23 protein-coding genes are annotated in these 22612 nt (G+C 40.3%); 11 read left to right on the top strand and 12 right to left on the bottom strand.

The window, feature by feature from the left end:
- Positions 1-23: 23 nt before the first annotated feature.
- Complete coding sequence (locus J8L97_RS03450; protein ID WP_211047863.1) at positions 24-614, bottom strand: DUF2726 domain-containing protein; 591 nt, start codon at positions 612-614, stop codon at positions 24-26.
- Between the two features lie 97 nt (positions 615-711).
- Positions 712-1632, bottom strand: coding sequence for a GTP cyclohydrolase FolE2 (gene folE2, locus J8L97_RS03445; RefSeq protein ID WP_211047862.1), 921 nt, complete (start codon positions 1630-1632; stop codon positions 712-714).
- A 211-nt stretch (positions 1633-1843) separates the two neighbouring features.
- Here folE2 and arcB point away from each other — a divergent pair, with 211 nt between their 5' ends.
- Entirely contained in the window at positions 1844-4177 is a 2334-nt protein-coding gene (gene arcB / locus J8L97_RS03440; RefSeq protein ID WP_210995444.1) for an aerobic respiration two-component sensor histidine kinase ArcB, read from the top strand.
- Positions 4178-4266: 89 nt separating this feature from the next.
- Here arcB and arcA read toward each other — a convergent pair whose 3' ends face one another.
- The 5 genes from arcA to trmB all read right to left on the bottom strand — a co-directional run bounded on the left by arcA (position 4267) and on the right by trmB (position 9262).
- Positions 4267-4983, bottom strand: a complete 717-nt coding sequence (gene arcA / locus J8L97_RS03435) for a two-component system response regulator ArcA (RefSeq protein WP_192508364.1) — start codon at positions 4981-4983, stop codon at positions 4267-4269.
- A gap of 107 nt (positions 4984-5090) precedes the next feature.
- The gene (locus tag J8L97_RS03430; RefSeq protein ID WP_211047861.1) at positions 5091-5606 is read right to left on the bottom strand and encodes a YfiR family protein; all 516 of its coding nucleotides are present in this window, start codon (positions 5604-5606) and stop codon (positions 5091-5093) included.
- Positions 5606-7225 (bottom strand): sensor histidine kinase, encoded by a 1620-nt coding sequence (locus tag J8L97_RS03425; protein ID WP_211047860.1) that lies wholly within the window; start codon positions 7223-7225, stop codon positions 5606-5608. Before J8L97_RS03425 ends, J8L97_RS03430 begins: the two co-directional genes overlap by 1 nt.
- A gap of 236 nt (positions 7226-7461) precedes the next feature.
- Positions 7462-8499 (bottom strand): methyltransferase, encoded by a 1038-nt coding sequence (locus J8L97_RS03420; RefSeq protein WP_210995447.1) that lies wholly within the window; start codon positions 8497-8499, stop codon positions 7462-7464.
- A gap of 37 nt (positions 8500-8536) precedes the next feature.
- Positions 8537-9262 carry a tRNA (guanosine(46)-N7)-methyltransferase TrmB gene (trmB, locus tag J8L97_RS03415; RefSeq protein WP_211047859.1) on the bottom strand — a complete coding sequence of 242 codons (726 nt, stop codon included), beginning with the start codon at positions 9260-9262 and terminating at the stop codon, positions 8537-8539.
- Between the two features lie 127 nt (positions 9263-9389).
- On the opposite strand from trmB, the gene mutY reads away from it, so the two are divergent.
- Together mutY and J8L97_RS03405 are read left to right on the top strand one after the other, a co-directional pair.
- Complete coding sequence (gene mutY, locus J8L97_RS03410; RefSeq protein WP_211047858.1) at positions 9390-10448, top strand: A/G-specific adenine glycosylase; 1059 nt, start codon at positions 9390-9392, stop codon at positions 10446-10448.
- A 34-nt stretch (positions 10449-10482) separates the two neighbouring features.
- Positions 10483-10758 carry an oxidative damage protection protein gene (locus tag J8L97_RS03405; RefSeq protein ID WP_010361512.1) on the top strand — a complete coding sequence of 92 codons (276 nt, stop codon included), beginning with the start codon at positions 10483-10485 and terminating at the stop codon, positions 10756-10758.
- A 71-nt stretch (positions 10759-10829) separates the two neighbouring features.
- On the opposite strand, the gene ispB is transcribed toward J8L97_RS03405, so the two are convergent.
- Entirely contained in the window at positions 10830-11801 is a 972-nt protein-coding gene (gene ispB / locus J8L97_RS03400; protein ID WP_210995450.1) for an octaprenyl diphosphate synthase, read from the bottom strand.
- A 365-nt stretch (positions 11802-12166) separates the two neighbouring features.
- Here ispB and rplU point away from each other — a divergent pair, with 365 nt between their 5' ends.
- The 5 genes from rplU to J8L97_RS03375 all read left to right on the top strand — a co-directional run bounded on the left by rplU (position 12167) and on the right by J8L97_RS03375 (position 15102).
- Positions 12167-12478, top strand: coding sequence for a 50S ribosomal protein L21 (rplU, locus tag J8L97_RS03395; protein ID WP_010361515.1), 312 nt, complete (start codon positions 12167-12169; stop codon positions 12476-12478).
- A 17-nt stretch (positions 12479-12495) separates the two neighbouring features.
- A complete protein-coding gene (rpmA, locus tag J8L97_RS03390) occupies positions 12496-12753 on the top strand; it encodes a 50S ribosomal protein L27 (protein WP_010361516.1) in 258 nt (85 codons plus the stop codon).
- A 173-nt stretch (positions 12754-12926) separates the two neighbouring features.
- Complete coding sequence (gene cgtA / locus J8L97_RS03385) at positions 12927-14087, top strand: Obg family GTPase CgtA (protein WP_010361517.1); 1161 nt, start codon at positions 12927-12929, stop codon at positions 14085-14087.
- A gap of 68 nt (positions 14088-14155) precedes the next feature.
- Positions 14156-14647, top strand: a complete 492-nt coding sequence (gene folA, locus J8L97_RS03380) for a type 3 dihydrofolate reductase (RefSeq protein WP_312037119.1) — start codon at positions 14156-14158, stop codon at positions 14645-14647.
- Positions 14648-14727: 80 nt separating this feature from the next.
- Positions 14728-15102 (top strand): DUF3718 domain-containing protein, encoded by a 375-nt coding sequence (locus J8L97_RS03375; protein WP_192508356.1) that lies wholly within the window; start codon positions 14728-14730, stop codon positions 15100-15102.
- A gap of 186 nt (positions 15103-15288) precedes the next feature.
- Here the strand turns inward: J8L97_RS03375 and J8L97_RS03370 are convergent, their stop codons facing one another.
- Positions 15289-15648, bottom strand: coding sequence for a RidA family protein (locus J8L97_RS03370; protein WP_210995451.1), 360 nt, complete (start codon positions 15646-15648; stop codon positions 15289-15291).
- A gap of 193 nt (positions 15649-15841) precedes the next feature.
- Here J8L97_RS03370 and J8L97_RS03365 point away from each other — a divergent pair, with 193 nt between their 5' ends.
- Complete coding sequence (locus J8L97_RS03365; RefSeq protein ID WP_211047857.1) at positions 15842-16762, top strand: DMT family transporter; 921 nt, start codon at positions 15842-15844, stop codon at positions 16760-16762.
- Positions 16763-16784: 22 nt separating this feature from the next.
- Here the strand turns inward: J8L97_RS03365 and J8L97_RS03360 are convergent, their stop codons facing one another.
- Complete coding sequence (locus J8L97_RS03360; protein WP_211047856.1) at positions 16785-17600, bottom strand: sterol desaturase family protein; 816 nt, start codon at positions 17598-17600, stop codon at positions 16785-16787.
- Complete coding sequence (locus tag J8L97_RS03355) at positions 17590-17997, bottom strand: hypothetical protein (RefSeq protein WP_211047855.1); 408 nt, start codon at positions 17995-17997, stop codon at positions 17590-17592. Before J8L97_RS03355 ends, J8L97_RS03360 begins: the two co-directional genes overlap by 11 nt.
- Before the next feature lie 57 nt (positions 17998-18054).
- Between J8L97_RS03355 and J8L97_RS03350 the strand changes: the two genes are divergently transcribed.
- The gene (locus tag J8L97_RS03350; RefSeq protein ID WP_211047854.1) at positions 18055-19032 is read left to right on the top strand and encodes an AraC family transcriptional regulator ligand-binding domain-containing protein; all 978 of its coding nucleotides are present in this window, start codon (positions 18055-18057) and stop codon (positions 19030-19032) included.
- Positions 19033-19084: 52 nt separating this feature from the next.
- On the opposite strand, the gene metK is transcribed toward J8L97_RS03350, so the two are convergent.
- Positions 19085-20236 (bottom strand): methionine adenosyltransferase, encoded by a 1152-nt coding sequence (metK, locus tag J8L97_RS03345; RefSeq protein ID WP_211047853.1) that lies wholly within the window; start codon positions 20234-20236, stop codon positions 19085-19087.
- Positions 20237-20504: 268 nt separating this feature from the next.
- Between metK and tkt the strand changes: the two genes are divergently transcribed.
- Positions 20505-22502 (top strand): transketolase, encoded by a 1998-nt coding sequence (tkt, locus tag J8L97_RS03340; protein WP_211047852.1) that lies wholly within the window; start codon positions 20505-20507, stop codon positions 22500-22502.
- Positions 22503-22612: the final 110 nt, after the last annotated feature.

Raw genomic sequence — 22612 nt, 5'->3', positions numbered from 1 at the left:
TACCTGCTATTTTATTCTAAGTGTTAAATTTCTGCTAAATTAGTTGAATGGGCTTTTGCTTGTGAAGGCGACATAACCGCAGGTTTCTCGACTCGAGATCGTGACTTTTTAGGGGGGGGTGGGGTTTTACCTAGTTTAAATAAAATGGCGTTGCGTACTTCACTTGCTTTGTATCCGGCTTTAACTTTCATACGAATATGGGGGATATTGGCAGATTCAAGAGCACCATTGACGAACCAATCTCGTTGCGCTTTGTGCCCACCTTTATTACTGTTGTTTACTAGATCAACGGCAGCGACAATATTCAATGTTTCTTTATCGACAAGTACGTAATCGAGTTGTTTGTTTTTTGCTTTTGTGAGGGCTGCTCTGCGTGCTTTTTTTGATAAGCCGGGTTTACATTCAATTAAGTCAATGAGTTTTACCCGGCTCACAATTTTGAATTTATCACCAACAGCGCGCTCTAATAAAGTAAGAAATGATGCTTCAACAGTACTAAAAACAGATTCTTTACGGCTAAACGGATAGGGGTTGCCACCGGCATCACTATATTTTGCCGCAACAATCGACGCAACAACAACCAAAGCTAAAATAGATAATAAAGCGAATTCCATAGAACACTCCACAACAACAATTTGACACTTAATATCATTAAGCAAATGCTGTGCCGAGTTGTAGAGTGGTTCTAGTTTATTTTTAGATTGGCTACGATTAAGCTTTGTAGCCTTGATCTATGCCTTTGACTGCGTAGGCAACCGCATCGTGCGCATGCAGTGATTCATAATGGTTAATTTTCACAAAAAAATCTTGGTAGTTGGTCTGGTTGAACAGCGCTTTAAGTTTTCTGGCCGCGTCTTCGCAAAACATGAGATTTTGACCGTTTAAACGTGCAAACTCTTGCTCGTCTTCACGCTTTACGGCTGCTTGGACTGGGGTCTTTAGTTCATCTTCAACTTGATTAATGAGGGTCAATATATCGAATTCTTCGCAGTCGGATGCTAGTAAAACCTTTATATTGGCGATACTTCTTTGTGAGTGAGGTGTAGCAAGAACTCCTTCAGTGGTACCTAACCATGCATGGACTTGCTTAGTATCAACGGTTTGTTGTTGAAACTTGTCTGCAAAAGCATTTTGAATTAGCTGTCTAGCTAATGCTGCTGAACACGGGCAAGTGGATGAATAAGTAACGTCAACACCGAGCTCAATACGCGCAACACCATCGTTGAGTGTTGCGGTTACTGTCACGGGGTAACTTTTCCAACCTTGCTTTTGACTTAATAATGACTGACGGCGCAACGGTAATTCGAAGTGAATTGAGACTTTAGCCGCATTGCTTAAATCTTGGTGACTTGAGATAAAGCTATCAAGAACTTGTGTGAGCGTTTTAGGCGTAAGACTTTGTTCACACGATAACGTGTCTAAAGCCAAAAACAGCCGTGACATATGAATGCCTTTAGCATCTTCTTTTTGTAAGTTTACAAATGCATCGGCTTTTGCTGTAACATGCGTATCGCTTAGACCTTTACTGGCAAAAAGTAGTGGTAGTTCGATATTGCCCATGCCTACCCAGTCTAGCTTGCCTGTTTGCAAAGCGTCGGCTGAATGTGCGATGTCTGGCATTGTTGTTTGCATGTATACCCTCATTGTCACGACAATTAAAGTCGCGCATATTACACTAAAACTTGACCATTTGCCTATGAATGTAAAAGAAATGGTATCGATAAAGTGTCATTTCGTGCAGTTGGCTATACAGTATAGAAACAAGCGATACGAATAACAGGGATAATTAGCTTCTTATTAGTGCTTAGGTATAATGGGCAGGTTAATAGGGTAAGTGGTAACTATGATTGAATCTTCTTTTGGCCCGTGGGGCCGTGTATTGGTAAGCCTTCTCAATAAGTTTGGTGATAAAGCAGCTGGATTATTTTGTTATGCATTTTTGTTGCTCGTATCCCTTATTTTATCTTGCATGTTTTATTACATTGCATTGGGTGAAATAATCATTGTTGATGTGTTAGCTGTACTATTTTTTGCAGGTGTAACGTCCCCAGTACTGATTTCGATAACCATTTATGCAATGCGGCAGCTGGAAGCATCGAAAATTTATTTAGAATCTGCCACTCAGCAAGAAAAGCTATTAAACCAAACACTCAAAGACAATATTAATCGTTTAAATAATGAGGTTGATGAGAGGAAAATGGCATTGCACGCAAAGCATCGTGCAATCGAAGAGCTGCGTAAAGAAATAGCTGAACGCAAGAAAACGCAGCAAGAGCTTGCACAGCAAAGTATGCTATTACGCTCAATAGTCGACTCTTCTCCTGATTTATTTTATTACCGAGATCAACATGGCATATTTGCTGGGTGTAATAAGATGTTTGAACTGGTTATTGGCAAAAGTAGTGGAGAATTAATTGGTCAGTCGGTTGAGAGCATTTACCCTCAGGATTACTTACCAGAGGTACTTCGTACTGATACTGAAGTGGCGACAACACAACAACCCATGACCTTAGATGTAGAGTACCCAGTTGATGGTGAAAGTCGTTGGTTCGAAATGCGAAAACTTCCTTTTATTAATGATAAAGGGGAATACATCGGATTACTCGCATTTGGCCGCGATATTACAAGCCGTAAAGAAGCTGAGCAAGCATTGGAAACCGCTTATAAAGACAAAGGTAAATTTATTGCAACCTTAAGTCATGAATTAAGAACTCCACTGAATGGTATTGTTGGTCTTACTCGTATGATGCTGGACTCCGAGCTCACCCAGCAGCAGAAAAGTTGGTGTAATACTATTTTTTCTAGTGCGGAAACACTTGGCAATATTTTTAATGACATCATTGATTTGGATAAAATTGACAGAGAGCAGCTTGATATTGCAACCGACAGTATTAATGTCTCTGATTTTATTAATGACGTGGTCAATTTTACCGGTCTTATAGCGGATCAAAAAGGTTTAGAGTTTTTAATTCATCGCACAGGAATTTTGGACATTTACGCATTGTTAGATCCAACTCGTTTAAGGCAAGTATTATGGAATTTGATTAATAATGCGGTGAAGTTCACTCATCGAGGCAGTGTGACATTAGAGTTTAAAAGAGAGAACCGAGAGTCGGGTCAGTGGTTATCATTTAGTGTTATCGATACTGGAATGGGCATACCCAGTGATCAGCAAGCGCGTATCTTTGACATGTATTATAAAGCGCCAGATACAACTGGTGCGAATGCGATTGGATCGGGGATTGGCCTGGCCGTAACAAAAGCGTTGGTTAGCGCTATGAACGGACAAATACATGTTAGCAGTATCGAGGGACAGGGCAGTCGATTTGATGTTGAAATACCACTGACACTTTGCAGTGCACCTAAGGTGCAAAGCTATGCAGGTAGAAGCCTATATATTTTGCTGGTGGAAGATGTGCCATTAAATGCTGAAATAGCAACTAATTTATTAGAACAGCGCGGGCATGAAGTGATCTGGGCTGAAACGGGTGAAGATGCTTTATCGCTGGTCGCAACAGAAGATGAACTTGATTTAATTCTACTGGATATGCAACTCCCTGATATTAATGGCGATGTAGTAGCAAGGGAAGTGAGGGCAGATAGTCACTATGATAATTTACCAATTGTTGCCCTGACCGCAAATGTGCGAAGTGCAGAGCAGGAGTTGCAAGGGATTAGTATTCAAGGCGCATTGGCGAAGCCAATTAATACAACACGTTTAGATAAAATGTTGGCAGAGTTATTTGGAATTGACTCAAATAAAGCGCATACAGGAGGCGACGAACAGTCAGTGATAGTGCTCAATAGTGAAGATTACCATTTGCTTGATGTAGAAACGATCATCGATTTTGTCTCCTCTATGGGTGTTAAGCCTTTTAAGCGCAGCAGTGATTTATTTGAAACGTTAAACCCTAAATATTGTGAAGAATTACGCAGTGCATTAAGTGCTGGTGACATTGAAGAGTATAGTTCGGTTGCTCATAAGCTTAAAGGAGCCGCAGGCTCTGTGGGTTTACAGGAAGTTCAGTTACATGCCAAAGTAATGGAACTCGATGCAGATAACGTTGGTGCTGACAAGTTAAGTCAGTGGGTTGTTGAACTCGAAGAGAAAATAAAAGACGGTCAAGCATCGTTAAAAGACGCAATTAGCGTACTCGGTTCTAATGAAGAGAGTTAGTGTTTCTTTAGCATGTTCGTATGTAGCATTAAGAATAAATAAAGGGGCTAAATAAGCCCCTTTATATAACTGCAAAACAGCCAGTATAATTAACCGTCAATTTTACCGATAAAACGATAACCTTCACCATGAATCGTGCTGATCAGTTCGCTGGTATTGCTGTCACTTTCAAAGTGCTTACGTATACGACGTATCGTTACATCAACGGTACGGTCATTAGCACGAAGTTCGCGACCTGTCATATGCTTAATTAATTGCTCACGGCTAAAAATTCTACCCGGTGAATCTAGCATTAAACGAAGTGCTCGATACTCACCTTTAGGCAAGCGCTTTGCTTCTCCCGCAGGAGACGTTAAGCAACGACTATTTTCATCTAATTCCCAACCATTAAACGTGATCACACCATTACTCTCGATGGCTGACTCTTCACCTGCTGAACCAGTTCTAGAGATCAAGTTACGAGCACGAATAGTTAACTCTCGTGGGTTAAATGGTTTTGTGATGTAATCATCAGCACCAATTTCCAGCCCAAGGATGCGATCAACATCGTTATCGCGACCAGTTAGGAAAATTAAGCCGATATTTCTTTTTTGGCGTAGTTCACGCGCTAAGATTAAGCCGTTTTTACCTGGAAGATTGATGTCCATAACAACAAGATTGACGTCGTCATGCGTTGTCAGTTTGTCATGCATGTCATCGCCATCAATGGCTTCAATTACTTTGTAACCTTCTGCTTCAAATAAACTAACGAGGTTCAGGCGAGTTACGTCTTCATCCTCTACAATCAGAATGACTGGCGTTTGCATTATAAATTAACCTTTTCGGAATATATTATTTACATGTTATTCGGTGCTATCTAATAAAACCGAATATTTACGATTATAGGAGTATATCCAATTGTTAACAAGTAAAATCAGTTGGGATGAAACTTAGAAACTGCAAGTAATCTAGATAACACAGTAAAATTATGCTGTGTGACCTGTTGCTTATTTATATACAGTCGGATTTTACTCCCTTCTTGGACCAATGAAGCGACACCACCATCTTTTAGAAACTCTATGCTATCTCCAACCAAAACCATATTTAAAGAGGTTGTATCGGTCCAAGTAGACAGTATATCATTTTCATTCGTTTCATCAATGTATGTGATATCACACTGTTGAGAAAGTTCCATTATATTTGAACTATTTTCTATTTTAATAACTTCGATTGGCCGTTTTCTTATTTTTAGTTTTTTATTTTTAGCTAAAATAGCACCAGGCCCAGTATTTATTTGATAAAAACAAAAGCGAGTCGATATTTTTGTTTGTTGATTAGGGAACTCAATAAACTTAGCCATTTGATATAAAAAAGCAGAACGTACCTCATTTGGGCTTTTTGCACAGGCAGGATATGCAAAAAGTACCAGTATAATAAATATACTTCGCATTACCCTATCTCTACCAAAGGCAATGTAATGATGAATCGAGTGCCGTTGTCATATGCTTCATCTAACGCGATATTACCATTTAAAGCTTGCGTCACTAAATTATAGACTAAATGCATACCAAGGCCGCTGCCCCCTTCACCTCTTTTCGTGGTGACAAAGGGGTCAAAAATTCGTTTACGAATGGAAATGGGTACTCCATCGCCATTGTCAGTGTAAATAATGGAAAGCTGTCCACTAGTCCGTGTAATATTTATATGAATTATGTTGTTTTCGATGCTTTTAAAAGCGTGGATCAACGAATTAGAAATGAGTTGCTCGAAGACTTGTTGTAAAGGGCCTGCTTTACTACTAACGGTTAAGTCTGTGGAGCATTGAACATCTATAACTGGTTTTTTGGTTACAATATCAGCTTTCATTGCTGTCATAATATTGTTCAATAAGCTGGTTACGTTTACATCAGAGCTGAGCTCTAGATCTTGGCTAACTGCAACGCGTTTAAAGCTAGAGATAAGATCGGCAGCTCGATTTAAGTTTCTATAGATTAAATCAAGGTTTTCTATACCATCACCAATGAATCGTTCGAGTTGCTTGGATGTTAAACTCTTTTGTTCGAACGCTGCTTTTATATCAGATAACTTGTCGCGTAATAGAGTAGAGCCTGTAACGCCTAAACCGATAGGGGTATTTACTTCGTGAGCAACGCCTGCAACCATTTGTCCAAGCGAGGCCATTTTCTCGTTTTCAACAATCTGATTCTGGTATTGGTGCATTCTTTCGAGGGTATTGAGAAGTTCTTGATTTGCTTCTCTTAACGCGATAGTTCGTTGATTTACTTTTTCTTCTAGGCTTTGATTGAGTTGTTTTATTTCTTGTTTATCAGCTTTATGGCGCTCTAATTGGTTTTGAGTTCGCGCCAGCATAACGTTTAAATTGGTTGCGAGTGTATTAACTTCTTCTATATTACTTCGCTTTGCACGTGCATTGTAATTGTGGTTTTTGGAAACATCTTGTAATAATAGAGATAGTTCCTCTATTGGGGTTGCGATGCGTTTTTGTATCCCTCTAGCAACCAATAACACTAACAATAAAACAAATAAAGTTAACATTATATCAACGAGTATTTTTGTATTAATATACTTATTTAACCTTTCCAACCCTCCTCGAATATAAACATAGCCTTCTATTTTCCCTTCATAAACAACTGGTTTAACAAGTTCAATATAATCTGCTGTTATTCTAGGGACTTTTAAGTCTTCTACACTATTTACTTTTAATGGAACAGGGGGGGTTTTGCTGGCGTTATAACTCGTGAAAAAAACGGGTTTATTGGTGACATCGTCAATGTCATAAATATGAATATTTTTTACAAGTTCAACTTTATTGAAAGATTTTAAGCGTTTTTCTTCTGTTTTTCTATCTTCGAATATCAAGGTGATTTGCGCATTAAAAGCGATGATTTCTGCAATCATATCAAGCTTATTGATAACCAGTTGCTTTTGTTCTTTGACATCTAGATAGGTAGAAATTGAAATTGATAGCGATAAACATAACGCAGTGACTAACATCACAGCGCTGACTAGGACTTTTCTTATACTTGTTTTTGGTGTCTGCTTAGCCATTAAGGACCTTTATTCAGCGTTTGAAAAACTTGATCCAAATGTGTTGATATGAATACATAACGCTTATCAATTGTGCTGTAGGTATTAGCTGTATTTGGAACACATACAACATCAATATTTGATTCAATGATTGTAAACTATTCACAAGTGTAGCAAAGAGAATGGATAAAATAACAATAAAATCCCTGATTATTCGTGTTATTTTATCCAGTAGGGTGAGAAGTCGGCCTGTCTGATTAGTTTTTATTAGCCTCATAGACAGTGAATTTGGTATTTCTTGCTAAGGTAGAAAAAGAACCAAATTGTTGTTCAAGTATTGGGGTGTACTTTAAGAAGTTATTGGCAACAATTTGTATTTTCCCTTTTGACTTTAAAAACCCTCGACTGTCGCTTAAAAAGCGGTCGGCAATCCCGTAGTCGGTTGCGATGCCCGTATGAAATGGTGGGTTGCTAATTACTAAGTTGAATTGCCCCGTTACATCCATCAGGCCGTCACTGAGAATCAATTTTGCTGATAGGCCATTTACCTTTAAGGTATGCTCGGTAGCATACAATGCAAGTGCATTTACATCTAGACAGTTAAGCGTGAGAGCAGCTTGCTTAATACCCATAAATGTCGCAATCAATCCAGCACCACAACCAAAGTCTAAAATAGCTCCTTTGTATGGCACATCAATATTCTCGAGTAAAAGTTTAGTCCCCACGTCAAGTTTTCCGTGATTGAATACGCCAGGTACGCTGACAGCGGTAAACTCTAATTCACCTACTTGTACTTGAAATTCAGACTGGTATTGTGCGATATCAAATTTAGGTAATAGGTGAAGGTCAGAGAATTCATACAAAACACAGTGTTTTGCGCTATCTAATTTGCAAAATAGATCAGCGTGTGGTTTGAGTTGTTTCTCAATTGATTTCACACCGCCTTTGTTATGTCCTACAACTAATAACCTAGTGTTACTGGTCGCAATAGCTCTAATATTATCGAGCATCATCACCGCTTCCGGCTTGGATTTAGGGTAGAAGTAGATGATGAGGTCTAAGCTGTCAATTGATGGCAGACTATGGTCAACAGAACTCAATATACCAGAGTGTTTTTCTGCAGCTTGATGATCTGCAATATTATAACTAAAAGCATGTACATCACTATTTGGGTTTAGTTGTTGTAATTGCAATAGGAAGCCATCCCTGTTTGCATTGATCACAAGAATCTTGTTTGCTTGCAACTCATCATCATTGCGCATTAACAACAAACTAGGGTTTGATAACTGACTCATAAGGCCTCATTAGGTTAGAAAGGGCAGGTGCTTTCAATTAATTACTGCGTTTAAACATAAGATCCCAGACCCCATGCCCTAGGCGATGACCACGTTGCTCAAATTTAGTCAGAGGTCGGTTATCAGGGCGGGGTATATAATCAGATGTTTTTGATAAGTTTTCGTACCCGGGTGCTGCATTCATTATTTCAAGCATATGTTCAGCATAATTTTCCCAATCAGTTGCCATGTGAAATACACCACTGACTTTTAATTTACTTCTAAGGCTTTCAACAAACTCTAGTTGCACTATGCGGCGTTTGTGGTGACGCTTTTTGTGCCATGGGTCAGGGAAAAAAAGTTGCATTGTGGTTAAGCTTGCATCTTTGATGCAATCAGCCAGCACTTCTACCGCGTCATGCTCAAATACACGTAAGTTGGTAATACCCGCTTCATCCGCTTCCATTAGGCACGCCCCAACTCCGGGTTTATGAACTTCAATGCCAATAAAGTTTAGGTGAGGTGCATTTTTTGCCATCTCGACCAATGATTTACCCATACCAAAGCCAATCTCTAGTACCACGTCGTTGTCATTGCCAAAGACTTCTGATAAATCTAGTAAACCTTGGCTATGCTCGAGGCCTATAGTAGGCCAGCATTTTTCAATTGCAGCCGCTTGGCCTTTGGTTAAACGGCCTTCGCGCTTTACAAAGCTGCGTATTCTGCGGATATATTTGCCTTCTTGCTGAGCTTGCTCAAGCCTAGTTTTACTCGAATCGTTCATAGTCATTCTGCACAGTGAAAAGTGGGCGCATATTATCCCTGTTCGACGCGATAAGTACAATAGCTTGACTGTTTTTAAAAGCTCCTTACACTGGCGGCCAAGTTGAATTAGTAAAGTTGCACCGTCAATGCAAGTATCAAATAGTCAGGGTTCGTGGTTTGCTGAGCAAGTAGTTAGTTGGTATCACCTTCATGGTAGAAAAACACTGCCTTGGCAATTAGAAAAAACAGCATATAAAGTATGGGTGTCAGAAGTGATGCTGCAACAAACCCAAGTTGTGACTGTTATTCCTTATTTTAATCGCTTTATGGCACGGTTCCCAACCGTTATTGATTTAGCTGATGCACCTGAGGATGAAGTATTACATCATTGGACTGGGTTGGGGTATTACGCCAGAGCTCGAAATTTACATAAAACCGCTAAAATTGTGCGTGATAAGTATAAAGGTTTGTTTCCAGAAACCATGGAGCAAGTAGTCGCTTTACCCGGTATTGGCCGCTCTACCGCTGGCGCCATTTTATCATTGGCTTTAGGGCAACATTATCCTATTTTGGATGGCAATGTGAAGCGCGTACTAGCAAGGTTCTTTATGGTTGAAGGCTGGTATGGTGTTAAGAAAGTAGAAAATAACCTTTGGGATTTGATTGAAAAAATAACCCCGCAAGATAATGTGACTGAGTTTAATCAGGCCATGATGGATTTAGGTGCGAGTCTGTGTTCTAGAGCTAACTTTGATTGTCAGGCTTGTCCACTAGTGACGGACTGCTCAGCGCATAAATACAACCAAGTAAGAGATTTCCCTAACTCAAAGCCAAAAAAAGCGAAACCGAAGAAAACGGTGTACCATTTAATTATTAAAGCAGAAAATAAACTGTTGATGGAAAAAAGGCCAAGCTCGGGTATTTGGGGCGGATTGTTTGGCTTTTTTGAATTTGAAGCTCATGAACAGGTAGAGCTATTTATAGCGCAACAGGGCATTGACGGTAATATACAATCATTAGCGCCTTTTGTGCATATATTTACTCACTTTGAACTTACTATCAATCCAATAATCCTGCACCTAGATAGTGTACCTGATTGCGTGCATGAACAGCCATTATTATGGTGTGACTTACATGACCCTGCACAAGTTGGTTTAGCTGCACCGACCAAAAAGTTAGTTAAAGTCATAGGCACAATGAGTTAAACTAACAGTATCTTCCTTAAGTAGGTAATAAGTTATGGCTCGTACTGTATTTTGTCAAAAATTACAAAAAGACGCACCTGGATTAGATTTCCAGTTTTACCCGGGTGAATTAGGTGAAAAAATATTTAATAACATCTCAAAAGAAGTGTGGCAGCAATGGCAGCATAAACAGACTATGTTGATCAATGAAAAACACTTAAATATGATGGACCCAGCACATCGAGAGTTACTTGAAGAGCAGATGGTTGGTTTTTTATTCGAGAATAAAGAAGTGGAAATTGAGGGTTATCGCCCACCAGAGCAAAAGTAAGTACGGTGATACTCAAAATCGTTTTAAAAAAGCCGCACTGCGGCTTTCTTGTTACGTCGACGGTGTTTGGGTTAGTGATCTCTTGAGACTGATATTTCGGCTAACCCAATTAATGCCTGCTTATACGGCGAATCAGGCAGAATATTGAGCATTTGAATGGCTTTATTAGCTTCAACTCTCGCTTTATCCATAGCAAATTCTAGGGCATTCGTTTCTGTTAGAGTGATTAGTATATCATCTAAATACTCTAACCCGTTGCCTTGCTCTATAGCATTACGTATTTGTGTAATTTGTTCAGCTTTTCCATGCTGCATAGCATATATAAGAGGTAGAGTCGGCTTCCCTTCAGCAAGGTCATCACCTAAGTTCTTGCCCATTTGCTCAGCATTTGCACTGTAATCCAATACATCATCAACAAGTTGGAACGCTGTGCCTAAATGCATTCCATAATATTTGAGAGCGTTTTGCACATCGGTTGATTGCTCAAGTACAACAGCAGGGAGTAGCGTTGCAGCTTCAAATAATTTTGCCGTTTTACTATATATAACCTGCATATAGCTTTCTTCTGTGGTGTCTGGGTCATTACAATTCATTAATTGCAACACTTCCCCTTCAGCGATTACATTTGTCGCATCAGCTAAAATTTGCATCACTTGCATATTTTGTAAGCCAACCATCAATTGGAACGACCGAGTGTATATAAAGTCGCCAACCAATACACTGGCTGCATTACCAAACTCAGCGTTTGCGGTTGGTTCACCTCGACGTAATGCTGATTCGTCAACTACGTCATCGTGCAATAATGTAGCAGTGTGAATAAATTCAACGATAGTTGCTAAAGTGACGTGCTTTTCACCTTGATGACCAAGCGCTTTAGCAGCCAGTAATGTCAACATGGGTCTTATTCTTTTTCCACCACTGTTAACAATATACAGACCAAGCTGGTTAACTAATGCAACGTCAGATTGCATTTGTGCGTGTATTAATTCATTGACGTTAAGCATATCGGTTTCGATTAACGCCTGGATAGCCTTAATATCCATCTTACTCCAAGCCAGGTTAAATAGATAAACGAGGCGAGTGTACTACAAAATTCCATTTAGCTCGATATTTTGTCAAAGAACAATAAAAAAAAACCTCTTAGCAGGCCATGCTGTTGAAAATACGTTCAAATACCGATGTTTTTTTGAGTTATAGAAGGTTGTCGTAAAAGAAGAAAAAAGCGCTTTGGTTTATGGCTTTTTTTGGATAGACTAGCAGAAAATAATGATTCGCTCTCTTAGCCGCTATTTTTTATTCAGTTTATAGAAAAATGGGCTTGCACGTAGGTTCGCATTAGCGTAAACTTCGCGCCCTATTGAAGAATATTAAGTTGCGTCGATTTGAGGGCGCACAAGCGGAGTTAATTATGTACGCGGTTTTCCAAAGTGGTGGTAAACAGCACCGTGTGACTGAAGGTCAAACGATTCGTCTAGAAAAATTAGACGTTGAGACTGGTGCAGCAGTTGAATTTGATTCAGTACTTTTAGTTGCTGATGGTGAGAAAATCGAGATCGGTGCACCGTTCGTAAACGGTGGCAAAGTGACAGCTGAGGTTGTTTCACACGGTCGCGGTGAGAAGATTAAGGTCGTTAAATTTAGACGTCGTAAGCATTCTCGTAAGCAGATGGGCCATCGTCAATGGTTCACTGAAGTTAAAATCACTGGCATTAGCGCTTAATTTAGAGGTACAGAAAGATGGCACATAAGAAGGCAGCTGGTAGTACTCGTAACGGTCGCGATTCAGAAAGTAAACGCTTAGGTGTGAAACGTTTTGGTGGCGAATCAGTTTTAGCGGGTAACATCATCGTACGTCAACGTGGTACTCGTTTCCACGCTGGTTCTAACGCAGGTATCGGTAAAGACCATACAATTTTTGCAAAAGCAGACGGTAAAGTTGTTTTTGAACAAAAAGGTCCATTAAACCGTAAATACGTTAGCATCGTTGCTGAGTAATCGGTAAAGATTAAAAAAAACCCCGCTACGGCGGGGTTTTTTGTTTTTATAGAACCTCCTAACGAAGTGATATGCAGTGGCAAAGTGAAGCAAACTGCAATAATGACTAAAGATTTTGTCTTATTAGTATTATACTTCGGGAATCAGAACCCCCCAGTCAAAAGAGAGTAACCATGAAGTTTGTCGATGAAGTTGAAATTCGCGCAGAAGCGGGCGATGGCGGTAGTGGCATTGTGTCATTTCGTCGTGAGAAATACGTCCCTGATGGCGGCCCTGATGGCGGTGATGGTGGTGATGGTGCAAGTGTATACTTACTAGCAGATGAAAACTGGAATACATTGGTTGATTACCAATTTGAACGTTTTCACCGTGCGGAGCGTGGAACGAATGGACAGTCACGTAATTGTACGGGTAAAAAGGGTGTTGATCTTTACTTGAAAGTACCAGTAGGAACGCGTGTAAGCGACGTTGATACGGAAGAGTCACTTGGTGATTTAACACAGCATGGGCAAAAATTACTTGTTGCAAAAGGGGGCTTTCATGGATTGGGGAATGCGCGCTTTAAGTCAAGTGTAAACCGTGCACCTAGACAGAAGACGTTAGGTACTAAAGGTGAAGTTCGTAACTTAAAATTAGAATTATTACTACTCGCTGATGTTGGTTTGCTTGGCCTACCCAATGCTGGTAAGTCGACATTTATTCGCAGCGTTTCAGCAGCAAAACCTAAAGTGGCAGATTACCCATTTACTACCTTGATCCCAAACTTAGGTGTTGTTCGCCCTGAGGCAAGTAAGTCGTTCGTAATCGCTGACATCCCAGGCCTTATTGAAGGTGCGTCGGATGGTGCAGGCTTAGGTATTCGCTTTTTGAAGCATTTAGAACGCTGTCGTGTACTTTTACATATTATCGATGTGATGCCTGTTGATGGCACCGATCCAGTAGATAATGCATTCTCAATTATTAATGAGTTACACCAATATAGCCCTAAACTAGCAGAAAAGCCTCGCTGGTTAGTATTGAATAAAATAGATCTATTGCCCGAGGACGAAGCTGAGGCCATTTGTGAACGTATTGCACAAGAGCTTGATGCAGAGAAGGTGTATCAGGTCTCCGCTATTAATAAACTAAATACCCAGCCATTATGCTACGACATTATGACATTGCTAGACAGCATGCCTAAAGACAAGTTTGAGGTAGAACAAGAGCAAGAAGAAGTCGAGTTTAAGTGGGATACCTATCATCGTAAAGCAGCTCAAGAAGCACAAGACGATGATGACTGGGATGATGATTGGGATGAAGATGACTACGATGTAGAAGTTGTCTACGAACGATAGCCTGAGATGGTAGTATTAAAAAAGGGCTGTAAGCCCTTTTTTAATACTTAATAAGCATAGGAGTGAATGTGATAATTTCAATGATTGCAGCAATGGCGGATAATCGAGTGATTGGGCAAGGTAATAAAATGCCTTGGCACCTACCGGCAGACTTACAACACTTCAAACGAGTTACGTTGAATAAACCAGTCATTATGGGTCGGAAGACTTTTGAGTCTATAGGGCGCCCTCTTCCCAATAGACGGAATATAATTATTAGTCGCAATCTAGATTATAATGCGCAAGCAACGGAGGTTGTTACATCTGCTGACGCTGCACTTGCGTTGGTTGAGGGGGAAGCAGAGGTTATGATAATAGGAGGGGGCTTGGTATATGAACAATTCCTTCCTTTATGTGAACGACTTTATTTGACTTTCATTGACTTAACGGTTGAAGGAGATACCTGCTTTCCAGATTATGAGAAGGTAGGGGAATGGCAGGAGATGGAAACGCAACATAATGAAGCGGATGATAAAAATATATATAGTCATAAATTCGTAACCTTACAGAAAAAATTATGAGTTTGTTGCTAACAATTATATAGATTGCTACAATTATATAAGTGTTGGGGTACGAATAAAGTATTATTGAAGGGTCTAAAATGAAATTAACTACCGTGCTAGTGTCAGCTTCTTTATGTGCTGCGTCTTTGTCTTTTAGTCAAAATGCACATGCTGATGCACAGCTTGCAGCATCTTTGTGTGAATATGTTGCCGCTGATGACAAAGGGCGTTTACGTAAAAAGCTAAAAAGCTCACGAGTGAAAATTCGTAATATCTACGATGCGATTCAATGTAATGGTAATAACTTGTTACGCCATGCAATTGCGAGCAATGCTGCAGGTGCAGGTGAATACATAGTTAAAAATTTACCGAAAAGTGCGCTAGTTGATGGTGCTGATATTTCATGGGCTGAAGGTAATGGTCACAGTGGTTCGCCACTTATCGCTGTTATTAAAGCGCGTGCAGGCCTATAAATTATTAAACGCGGATTTCGTGTTTATGTAAAATAGGTTGAAAACCTTGGAAGTATCCAAGGTTTTTTTTGACTAAGGTAGTTCCCTTTTTTAAAACTTAATCGCTATTAATAATTGTATCCAGATGTTGTACATCACACTACTAGCGGCTGCGTGTAAGCTATAAAAGGATTTTGGGTTTACTACTTACTTGTTATTTTTTACTGCTGCTACGATAGAGACCTCAACGAGTAACTCAGGTCTAGCCATTGCAGCTTGCACACATGCTCTAGCTGGTGCGTGCCCCTGAGGTACCCACGAGTCCCATACTGCGTTCATTTCTTTAAAATATGTCATGTCACTAATATACACGGTAGCGCTGAGTAAGTGGTATTTGTCACTATTAGCTTCAGTGAGTAATATATCTACTTTGTCTAACATGGTTTGTGTTTGTTCTGTTATCCCTTTGGTTGCATCACTACATACTTGGCCACATAGATAAATTGTATTGTTATGGATGACAGTCCGACTCATTCTTTGATTGGTTTGTTTACGCTCAATATTCATTCAAGATCCTAACAGTAATAGTTACTCTAATTATAAACAGGTAACTAGCCGATATGTATCCAAATTATATAGTCTTTTTACGTATATATAATGGATAAGTGCTATGACTGAGGCCGAAGTATCCGCTCCTATTTTGATGTACACTGAAGGTAAAAACGTTACACCATTATAAATAGTGAGCTAAACAGGGATTATGATTAAGACTAAAGACTCTACAGAGACTGTATTGATAATTTCACTTATTATCGCAATGTTGTTATGGGGGACAAGTTGGGTTTCTGGGAAAATTATTGCTGATATGGCGCCGACCAAAGTAACAACATTTTACCGCCTGGCGATAGCTACTTTGAGTATGCTACCAATATTGTTTGTTGTGCGCAGGTTTAAATTTGTGACGCTAAAGTTTTCTCGTAACGCTTTGCTGTGGTCGTTACCAGCAGGGGCATTGCTTGCTGGATACAATCAACTATTTTTTCTCGGACTTCATAATGGCTTACCTGGAAAGGGTGGTATGCTTGTGACGACGATAAACCCGTTATTCACGTTTTTATTAACGAGTCTTGTATTTCAACAGAAGCTAAAGGTAGTGCAAGGTATGGGCCTAACATTTGGGCTAATTGGTGGGTTGTTTATGATTGAAATATGGAGTTTCAACTTAGATCAATTACTTGCATCAGGTAATCTCTACTTTATTCTCGCGGCTTTCACGTGGGCCATTTTAACAATTATTAGTCAAATAGGCGGCCGATACGCCGATTTCCTACTGTTTAGTACGTTTATGTATGGGTTCGCGAGCTTAATCAGTTATGGGTTTGCGTATAGCTACTCACCACTGAAGTCGATGGTAATATATTCTTTAGAGTACTGGTTACATATGGCTTTTTTATCAACTGTCGTGGTAAGTGTTGCTACGAGTATTTTTTTCTTGGCGACACAGCAGCTAGGCTCTAGTCGTTCAAGCTCTTTTATTTTTGTCGTACCTACTTCAGCGATGGGGTTGTCTGCGTTGTATTTTGGTGAAACATTGTCTGCACCAGTTGCTTGTGGTGGCGTGTTGGCTATTTCGGCTGTTTATTTACTGAATTTTAATAAAGAAAAAGCGAGCAGTAATTGATTGCTGGGAAGGGGGATATTGTTTACTTGTGCTTTAAAGGTGCTCCAAACAGTGTTTTTATTATGTTTCGTACATTTTTTTGTTTTTTTAAATTATTAAAAAGTATGCCCCATGGTGTAAAAATAACGTCTAAAAATGACATCGAGTAGCGATGTTCATTAACACCAAATACGAGTACCTCATTAGGGTTATAAGTTTGAAAGGTACCGAATAGTTTATCCCAAATAATAAGTACTCCTGCGTAATTCCTATCAATACAATGTGGATTCGTTGCATGGTGAATACAGTGGTGACGGGGAGTATTAAAAATGCTCTCAATGTATTTTAATTCAGGCCCTATTTCGGTATGAATAAAAAATTGAAAAGCTAAGTTCAATGCAACTAAACTGAAAACGAATTGTGGCGGGTAACCAATTAAGATCAATGGTATCCAAAACAGCCACATCCCCGTTAGAGGATAAAATAAGCTTTGTCTTAAAGCGGTTGAAAAATTCATGTGGAGTGAGCTGTGGTGGACAACGTGTGCACTCCACAACCAAGCACATTGATGGCTAGCTCGATGAAACCAATAATAAAGAAAATCTTGTAATACAAAGGCTGGGAGTACCGCTAAAAATGAGATTTCAAATGAAAATAAAGAAAAGTTTAAGTGTAGCCAGATTAATAGTGGCATAAGCAATATCATGACAAGCATATCTACTATTTGATGCGACAGGGCCAAAGAAATATTTAAACATAGCTCTTTGAGTGAATATTTATTTTTGAGCTTTAACCGCTCTAGCACAATCGCAGTTATAAACAGTGGACTAAGAAGTATGAGTATGTATTCAACTTTCATTGAGTACGCTCCACAAGCGTTTACCAGCCCGTTTGAAATCGTAATATAGCACAGCTTTTAATAGCCACGCGGGTAGCCAGGTATTGCTGGTTCCTGAAATTTTATAGTGCAAAAAATGTTGCGTATTTGAATTGATGTAATTAATTTCACCGAGGTGCAGCTTAATTGGACCGTTACCTTCTATCTGATAAGTTAGGGACGTATCTGAAAGTTGGATAACACGCTCTGTAAATTGATGTCCTCGCATTGAAACAAGCCGACGCTCTGTCTGTTCTTTATTGTCGAGAGCTGTAATTTGGGCGCGAAAAATATGACTTAAAAACTGACAATCAGTCAGCTGATAAAAGTTGAATTCACTTTCTTTAGGTAGCTCTATGATTATATCAAGTAAAGTCATTTGCGTTCTTTCTACAATAAAGTCAAAGCTAGCATATTGTATTTAAGGTGGGCATACTTGACTGAAGAAGCCATTAATTTGTCATTAGGCGCCAAAGTGTCAGATGTTAGTCAAGAATATTGTAAAGTCGTTGCGCACTATTTACCTGAACGGTATTGCGATTGCAGGCGCATTCCTATGGCTGCTTATTTACAAGCAATCGATACAGCCGTAAAAATACAAGGTGATAGTTTATGGGGGTTTAATACCGGAAAAGCGATTACGAGTGCAGAGTATGGCTTATTGGGGTATTTGGTAGAAACCAGTGATACCGTCGGATGCGCAATAGATTGGCTACTGCAATTTGACAAAACGGTTGCTAATATTGGTGATATACAATTCACGGTTTGCGATAGCAGTGCAACACTTGTGTGGCGACCTTACTTTCATAACCGTCATGCAGTACTGAGAAACATGACTGCATGGGTTGCAACAGTTAGACGGATATCAGGGCAAGCCTTAACACCGAGTGAAATGCATTTTAGTGATGCGTTTACGCATGAACAGCTACGTTTGATGGAAGTGTGGTTTAATTGTCCAGTTAAAGATAAGCAAACATCGAATAGAATTGAATTCCCAGTTTCATTGTTAGCTGTGAAATTAATCACCCGTAATGAGGTAATTCAAGCTCATTTATTAATATCGATAAACGAGCTTGCTAGTGGCTCTGCTGGTGAGCATCAATGGCTCTCTCAACTACAACTTGTTTTACATAGTTGTGATTTACATACTCTCACGTTAAGCGTATTAGCCCAACACTTGAGCGTGTCGACACGGACTTTACAACGAAAACTAACAGCACAAAAACTGAGTTTTAGCCAACTAAAAGATAAAGAGCGGTTACGGCGTTTTGGGCAATTTGGGTATGCTATGCGAAAACAGGAATTAAGTGATTTGTTGGGTTATAAAGAGCAGGCGTCATTAAATCGAGCTGTACGGCGTTGGTATGGGATGTCGCCAAGTGCATACTTAAATGAGACTAAAAATAAGATATAAAAAACGCGGTGTATGGTACACCGCGTTTTTCAGTAGTATATTTCGGGCTAGATTATAACCCAGCGGCAGCTCGCAGAGCATTTGCTTTGTCAGTTGCTTCCCATGGGAACTCTTCACGACCAAAGTGGCCATATGCCGCTGTTGGTTGATAAATAGGGCGTTCAAGGTCAAGCATCGTTAATAGTCCGTATGGACGCAGATCAAAGTGTTCACGAACAAGTTCAACTAAGCGAGATTCTTCGAGTTTACCGGTGCCGAAAGTTTCAATACTGATAGAGGTTGGTTCAGCAACACCAATGGCATAAGAAACTTGCAGCTCACACTTATCAGCCAAGCCAGCCGCTACAATGTTTTTAGCAACATAACGAGCGGCATAAGCAGCTGAGCGGTCAACCTTTGATGGGTCTTTACCAGAGAAAGCCCCACCACCATGACGCGCCATACCACCATATGTATCTACGATGATTTTACGGCCAGTTAAACCACAGTCACCCATAGGGCCACCGATCACGAAACGGCCAGTAGGGTTGATGAAAAACTTAGTTGCTTTAGAAATAAGCTCAGCAGGCAATACTGGTTTGATAATTGTTTCCATTACAGCTTCAACTAAATCAGTTTGCGAAACAGTATCACAATGCTGAGTTGAAAGAACAACAGCGTCAATACCAACGGCTTTGCCATTTTCGTATGCGAATGTCACTTGAGACTTTGCATCAGGGCGCAACCAGTTAAGCTCACCGCTTTTACGTACTTGCGCTTGACGTTGTACAAGGCGGTGAGAATAAGTAATTGGGGCGGGCATGAGTACGTCAGTTTCATTACATGCGTAACCAAACATTAGACCTTGGTCACCTGCACCTTGCTCTTCAGCTCGAGCACGGTCTACACCTTGGTTGATGTCAGGAGACTGTTTACCAATTGTGTTTAAGATGGCACAAGAATCAGCGTCAAACCCCATATCTGAATGAGTATAACCAATATCACGAACGGTCTTACGTGTAAGTTCTTCAATGTCTACCCACGCGCTAGTAGTGACTTCACCACCAACCATGACCATACCGGTTTTGACGTAAGTCTCACACGCCACACGTGCTTTTGGGTCTTGTTCAAGAATTGCATCAAGTACCGCATCGGAAATTTGATCGGCGATTTTATCCGGATGGCCTTCAGACACAGACTCAGAAGTAAATAAATGTTTTGCCATTGTATGTATGCTCACAAATATGCGCTTCACAAACAACAGAGATAGCGCAGGAAATAAAAATGTATATTCACTATTCTAACCAAAACAAGCAGCTCTGCATAGTTTTTTTACGCCTAGACGTCTAAATAGCTTCTCTAAAAAGAATGTGAATATAAAATTCATCTTGTACCTTTTTTTTTCTAAGAAATGTCGTTGCAGTCAACCATTGAAATGAGTAAGAATGGGGTACTTAACAATTATACCCGCGAATTTTAAGGTAGGAGAATTCATGCCATCTCGCAAAGAACTAGCAAATGCAATCCGCGCCCTGTCAATGGACGCAGTTCAACAGGCCAAATCTGGTCACCCCGGTGCCCCTATGGGTATGGCGGATATCGCCGAGGTACTTTGGCGCGATTATTTAAAACATAACCCAAACAACCCTGAATGGGCTGATCGTGACCGTTTTGTATTGTCAAATGGTCATGGTTCAATGCTCATTTATTCTTTGCTACATTTAAGTGGTTATGATCTATCAATTGATGACTTAAAGAATTTCCGTCAGATGCATTCGAAAACACCGGGTCACCCAGAGTATGGTTATGCGCCAGGTATTGAAACAACGACGGGGCCATTAGGCCAAGGTATTACTAATGCTGTAGGTATGGCGATTGCCGAGAAGTCATTGGCAGCACAGTTTAACCGTGATGAACACGATATTGTTAACCACTTCACTTACGCATTTTTAGGTGATGGCTGCTTGATGGAAGGTATTTCACATGAAGCTTGTTCACTTGCTGGTACGTTAGGGCTGGGTAAACTTGTCGCTTTTTGGGATGACAATGGCATCTCAATTGATGGGGAAGTGGAAGGCTGGTTCAGTGATGACACTCCTAAACGCTTTGAAGCCTACGGCTGGCATGTTATTGCTGATGTTGATGGGCATGATAGTGATGCCATTAAAGCTGCAATCGACGCTGCGCGAGCTGAAACAGGTAAACCAACATTAATTTGTTGTAAAACGATTATTGGTTACGGCTCACCAAACAAATCAGGCAGCCATGATTGTCACGGTGCTCCACTTGGTGACGAAGAAATCAAAGCGGCACGTGAGTTTCTTGGTTGGCAACATGGTGCATTTGAAGTACCTGATGATGTATATGCAAAATGGGATGCATCTGCGCGCGGTCAGCAAGCTCAGAGCCATTGGCTGATTAAATTTACTGAGTATCAAATTGAATACCCAGAATTAGCGGCGGAATTTGAACGTAGAATGAAAGGTGAGTTGCCGCAAAGTTGGACTGAACAGTCAGAAGCTTATATTGCACAACTTCAAGCGACCCCAGCAAACCCTGCAACTCGTAAAGCATCGCAAAATGCGTTAAATACTTATGGTCCTTTGTTACCAGAGTTTATGGGTGGCTCAGCAGATTTAGCCGGATCAAACTTAACTATTTGGGATGGCTCAAAAGGATTGACTGCTGAGGACGCTTCAGGTAACTACATTTATTATGGCGTACGTGAGTTTGGGATGTCGGCTATTATGAATGGTATCGTGCTTCATAAAGGTTTTATTCCATACGGTGCTACGTTCTTAATGTTTATGGAGTATGCACGCAATGCTGTTCGTATGGCTGCACTCATGAAGCAACCGAGTATTTTTGTTTATACGCATGATTCGATTGGTCTTGGTGAAGATGGACCGACGCATCAACCTGTAGAGCAAATTGCAAGTATGCGTTTGACTCCTAACCTTGTTAACTGGCGTCCGTGTGACCAAGTTGAATCAGCTGTATCTTGGCAACAAGCCGTTGAGCGTAAAGATGGTCCTACGTCATTGATATTTACTCGACAAGGTTTACAACAGCAAAGTAGGGATGAAGCGCAAGTGCAAGCCATTAAGCAAGGCGGCTATGTATTAAGCTGTGATGGTAACCCGGAGCTAATCATTATTGCGACGGGTTCTGAAGTGCAGTTGGCAGTTGATTCAGCTCGTGCGTTACGTTTAACAGGAAAAAAGGTGCGCGTAGTATCTATGCCATCAACGGATGTATTCGATGCCCAGTCAGCTGAATATAAAGAAAGCGTTTTGCCTGCTGCCGTAACACGTCGTGTTGCAGTAGAAGCGGGAATAGCAGACTACTGGTACAAATATGTTGGTTTAAACGGTGTTGTTATTGGCATGACAACATTTGGTGAATCAGCACCTGCTAGTGAACTATTTGAACACTTTGGTTTCACTGTAGACAACATAGTTACCAAAGCTGAATCATTATTCTTAGCTTAAGATGTGACAAGTATTGAGGTAGATTGACACTTACTTCATATTAAAACGCCTGATGAGTTTTCATTGGGCGTTTTGTATTTTACTCCCGTATGTGGCATCGTGGGGTGCCT

This window comes from Pseudoalteromonas sp. MMG012 (genome assembly GCF_018100875.1).
Lineage (GTDB): Bacteria > Pseudomonadota > Gammaproteobacteria > Enterobacterales > Alteromonadaceae > Pseudoalteromonas > Pseudoalteromonas aurantia.
Note: the sequence above shows the minus strand (reverse complement) of the source record. Positions and strands in the feature narration are given on the sequence as shown.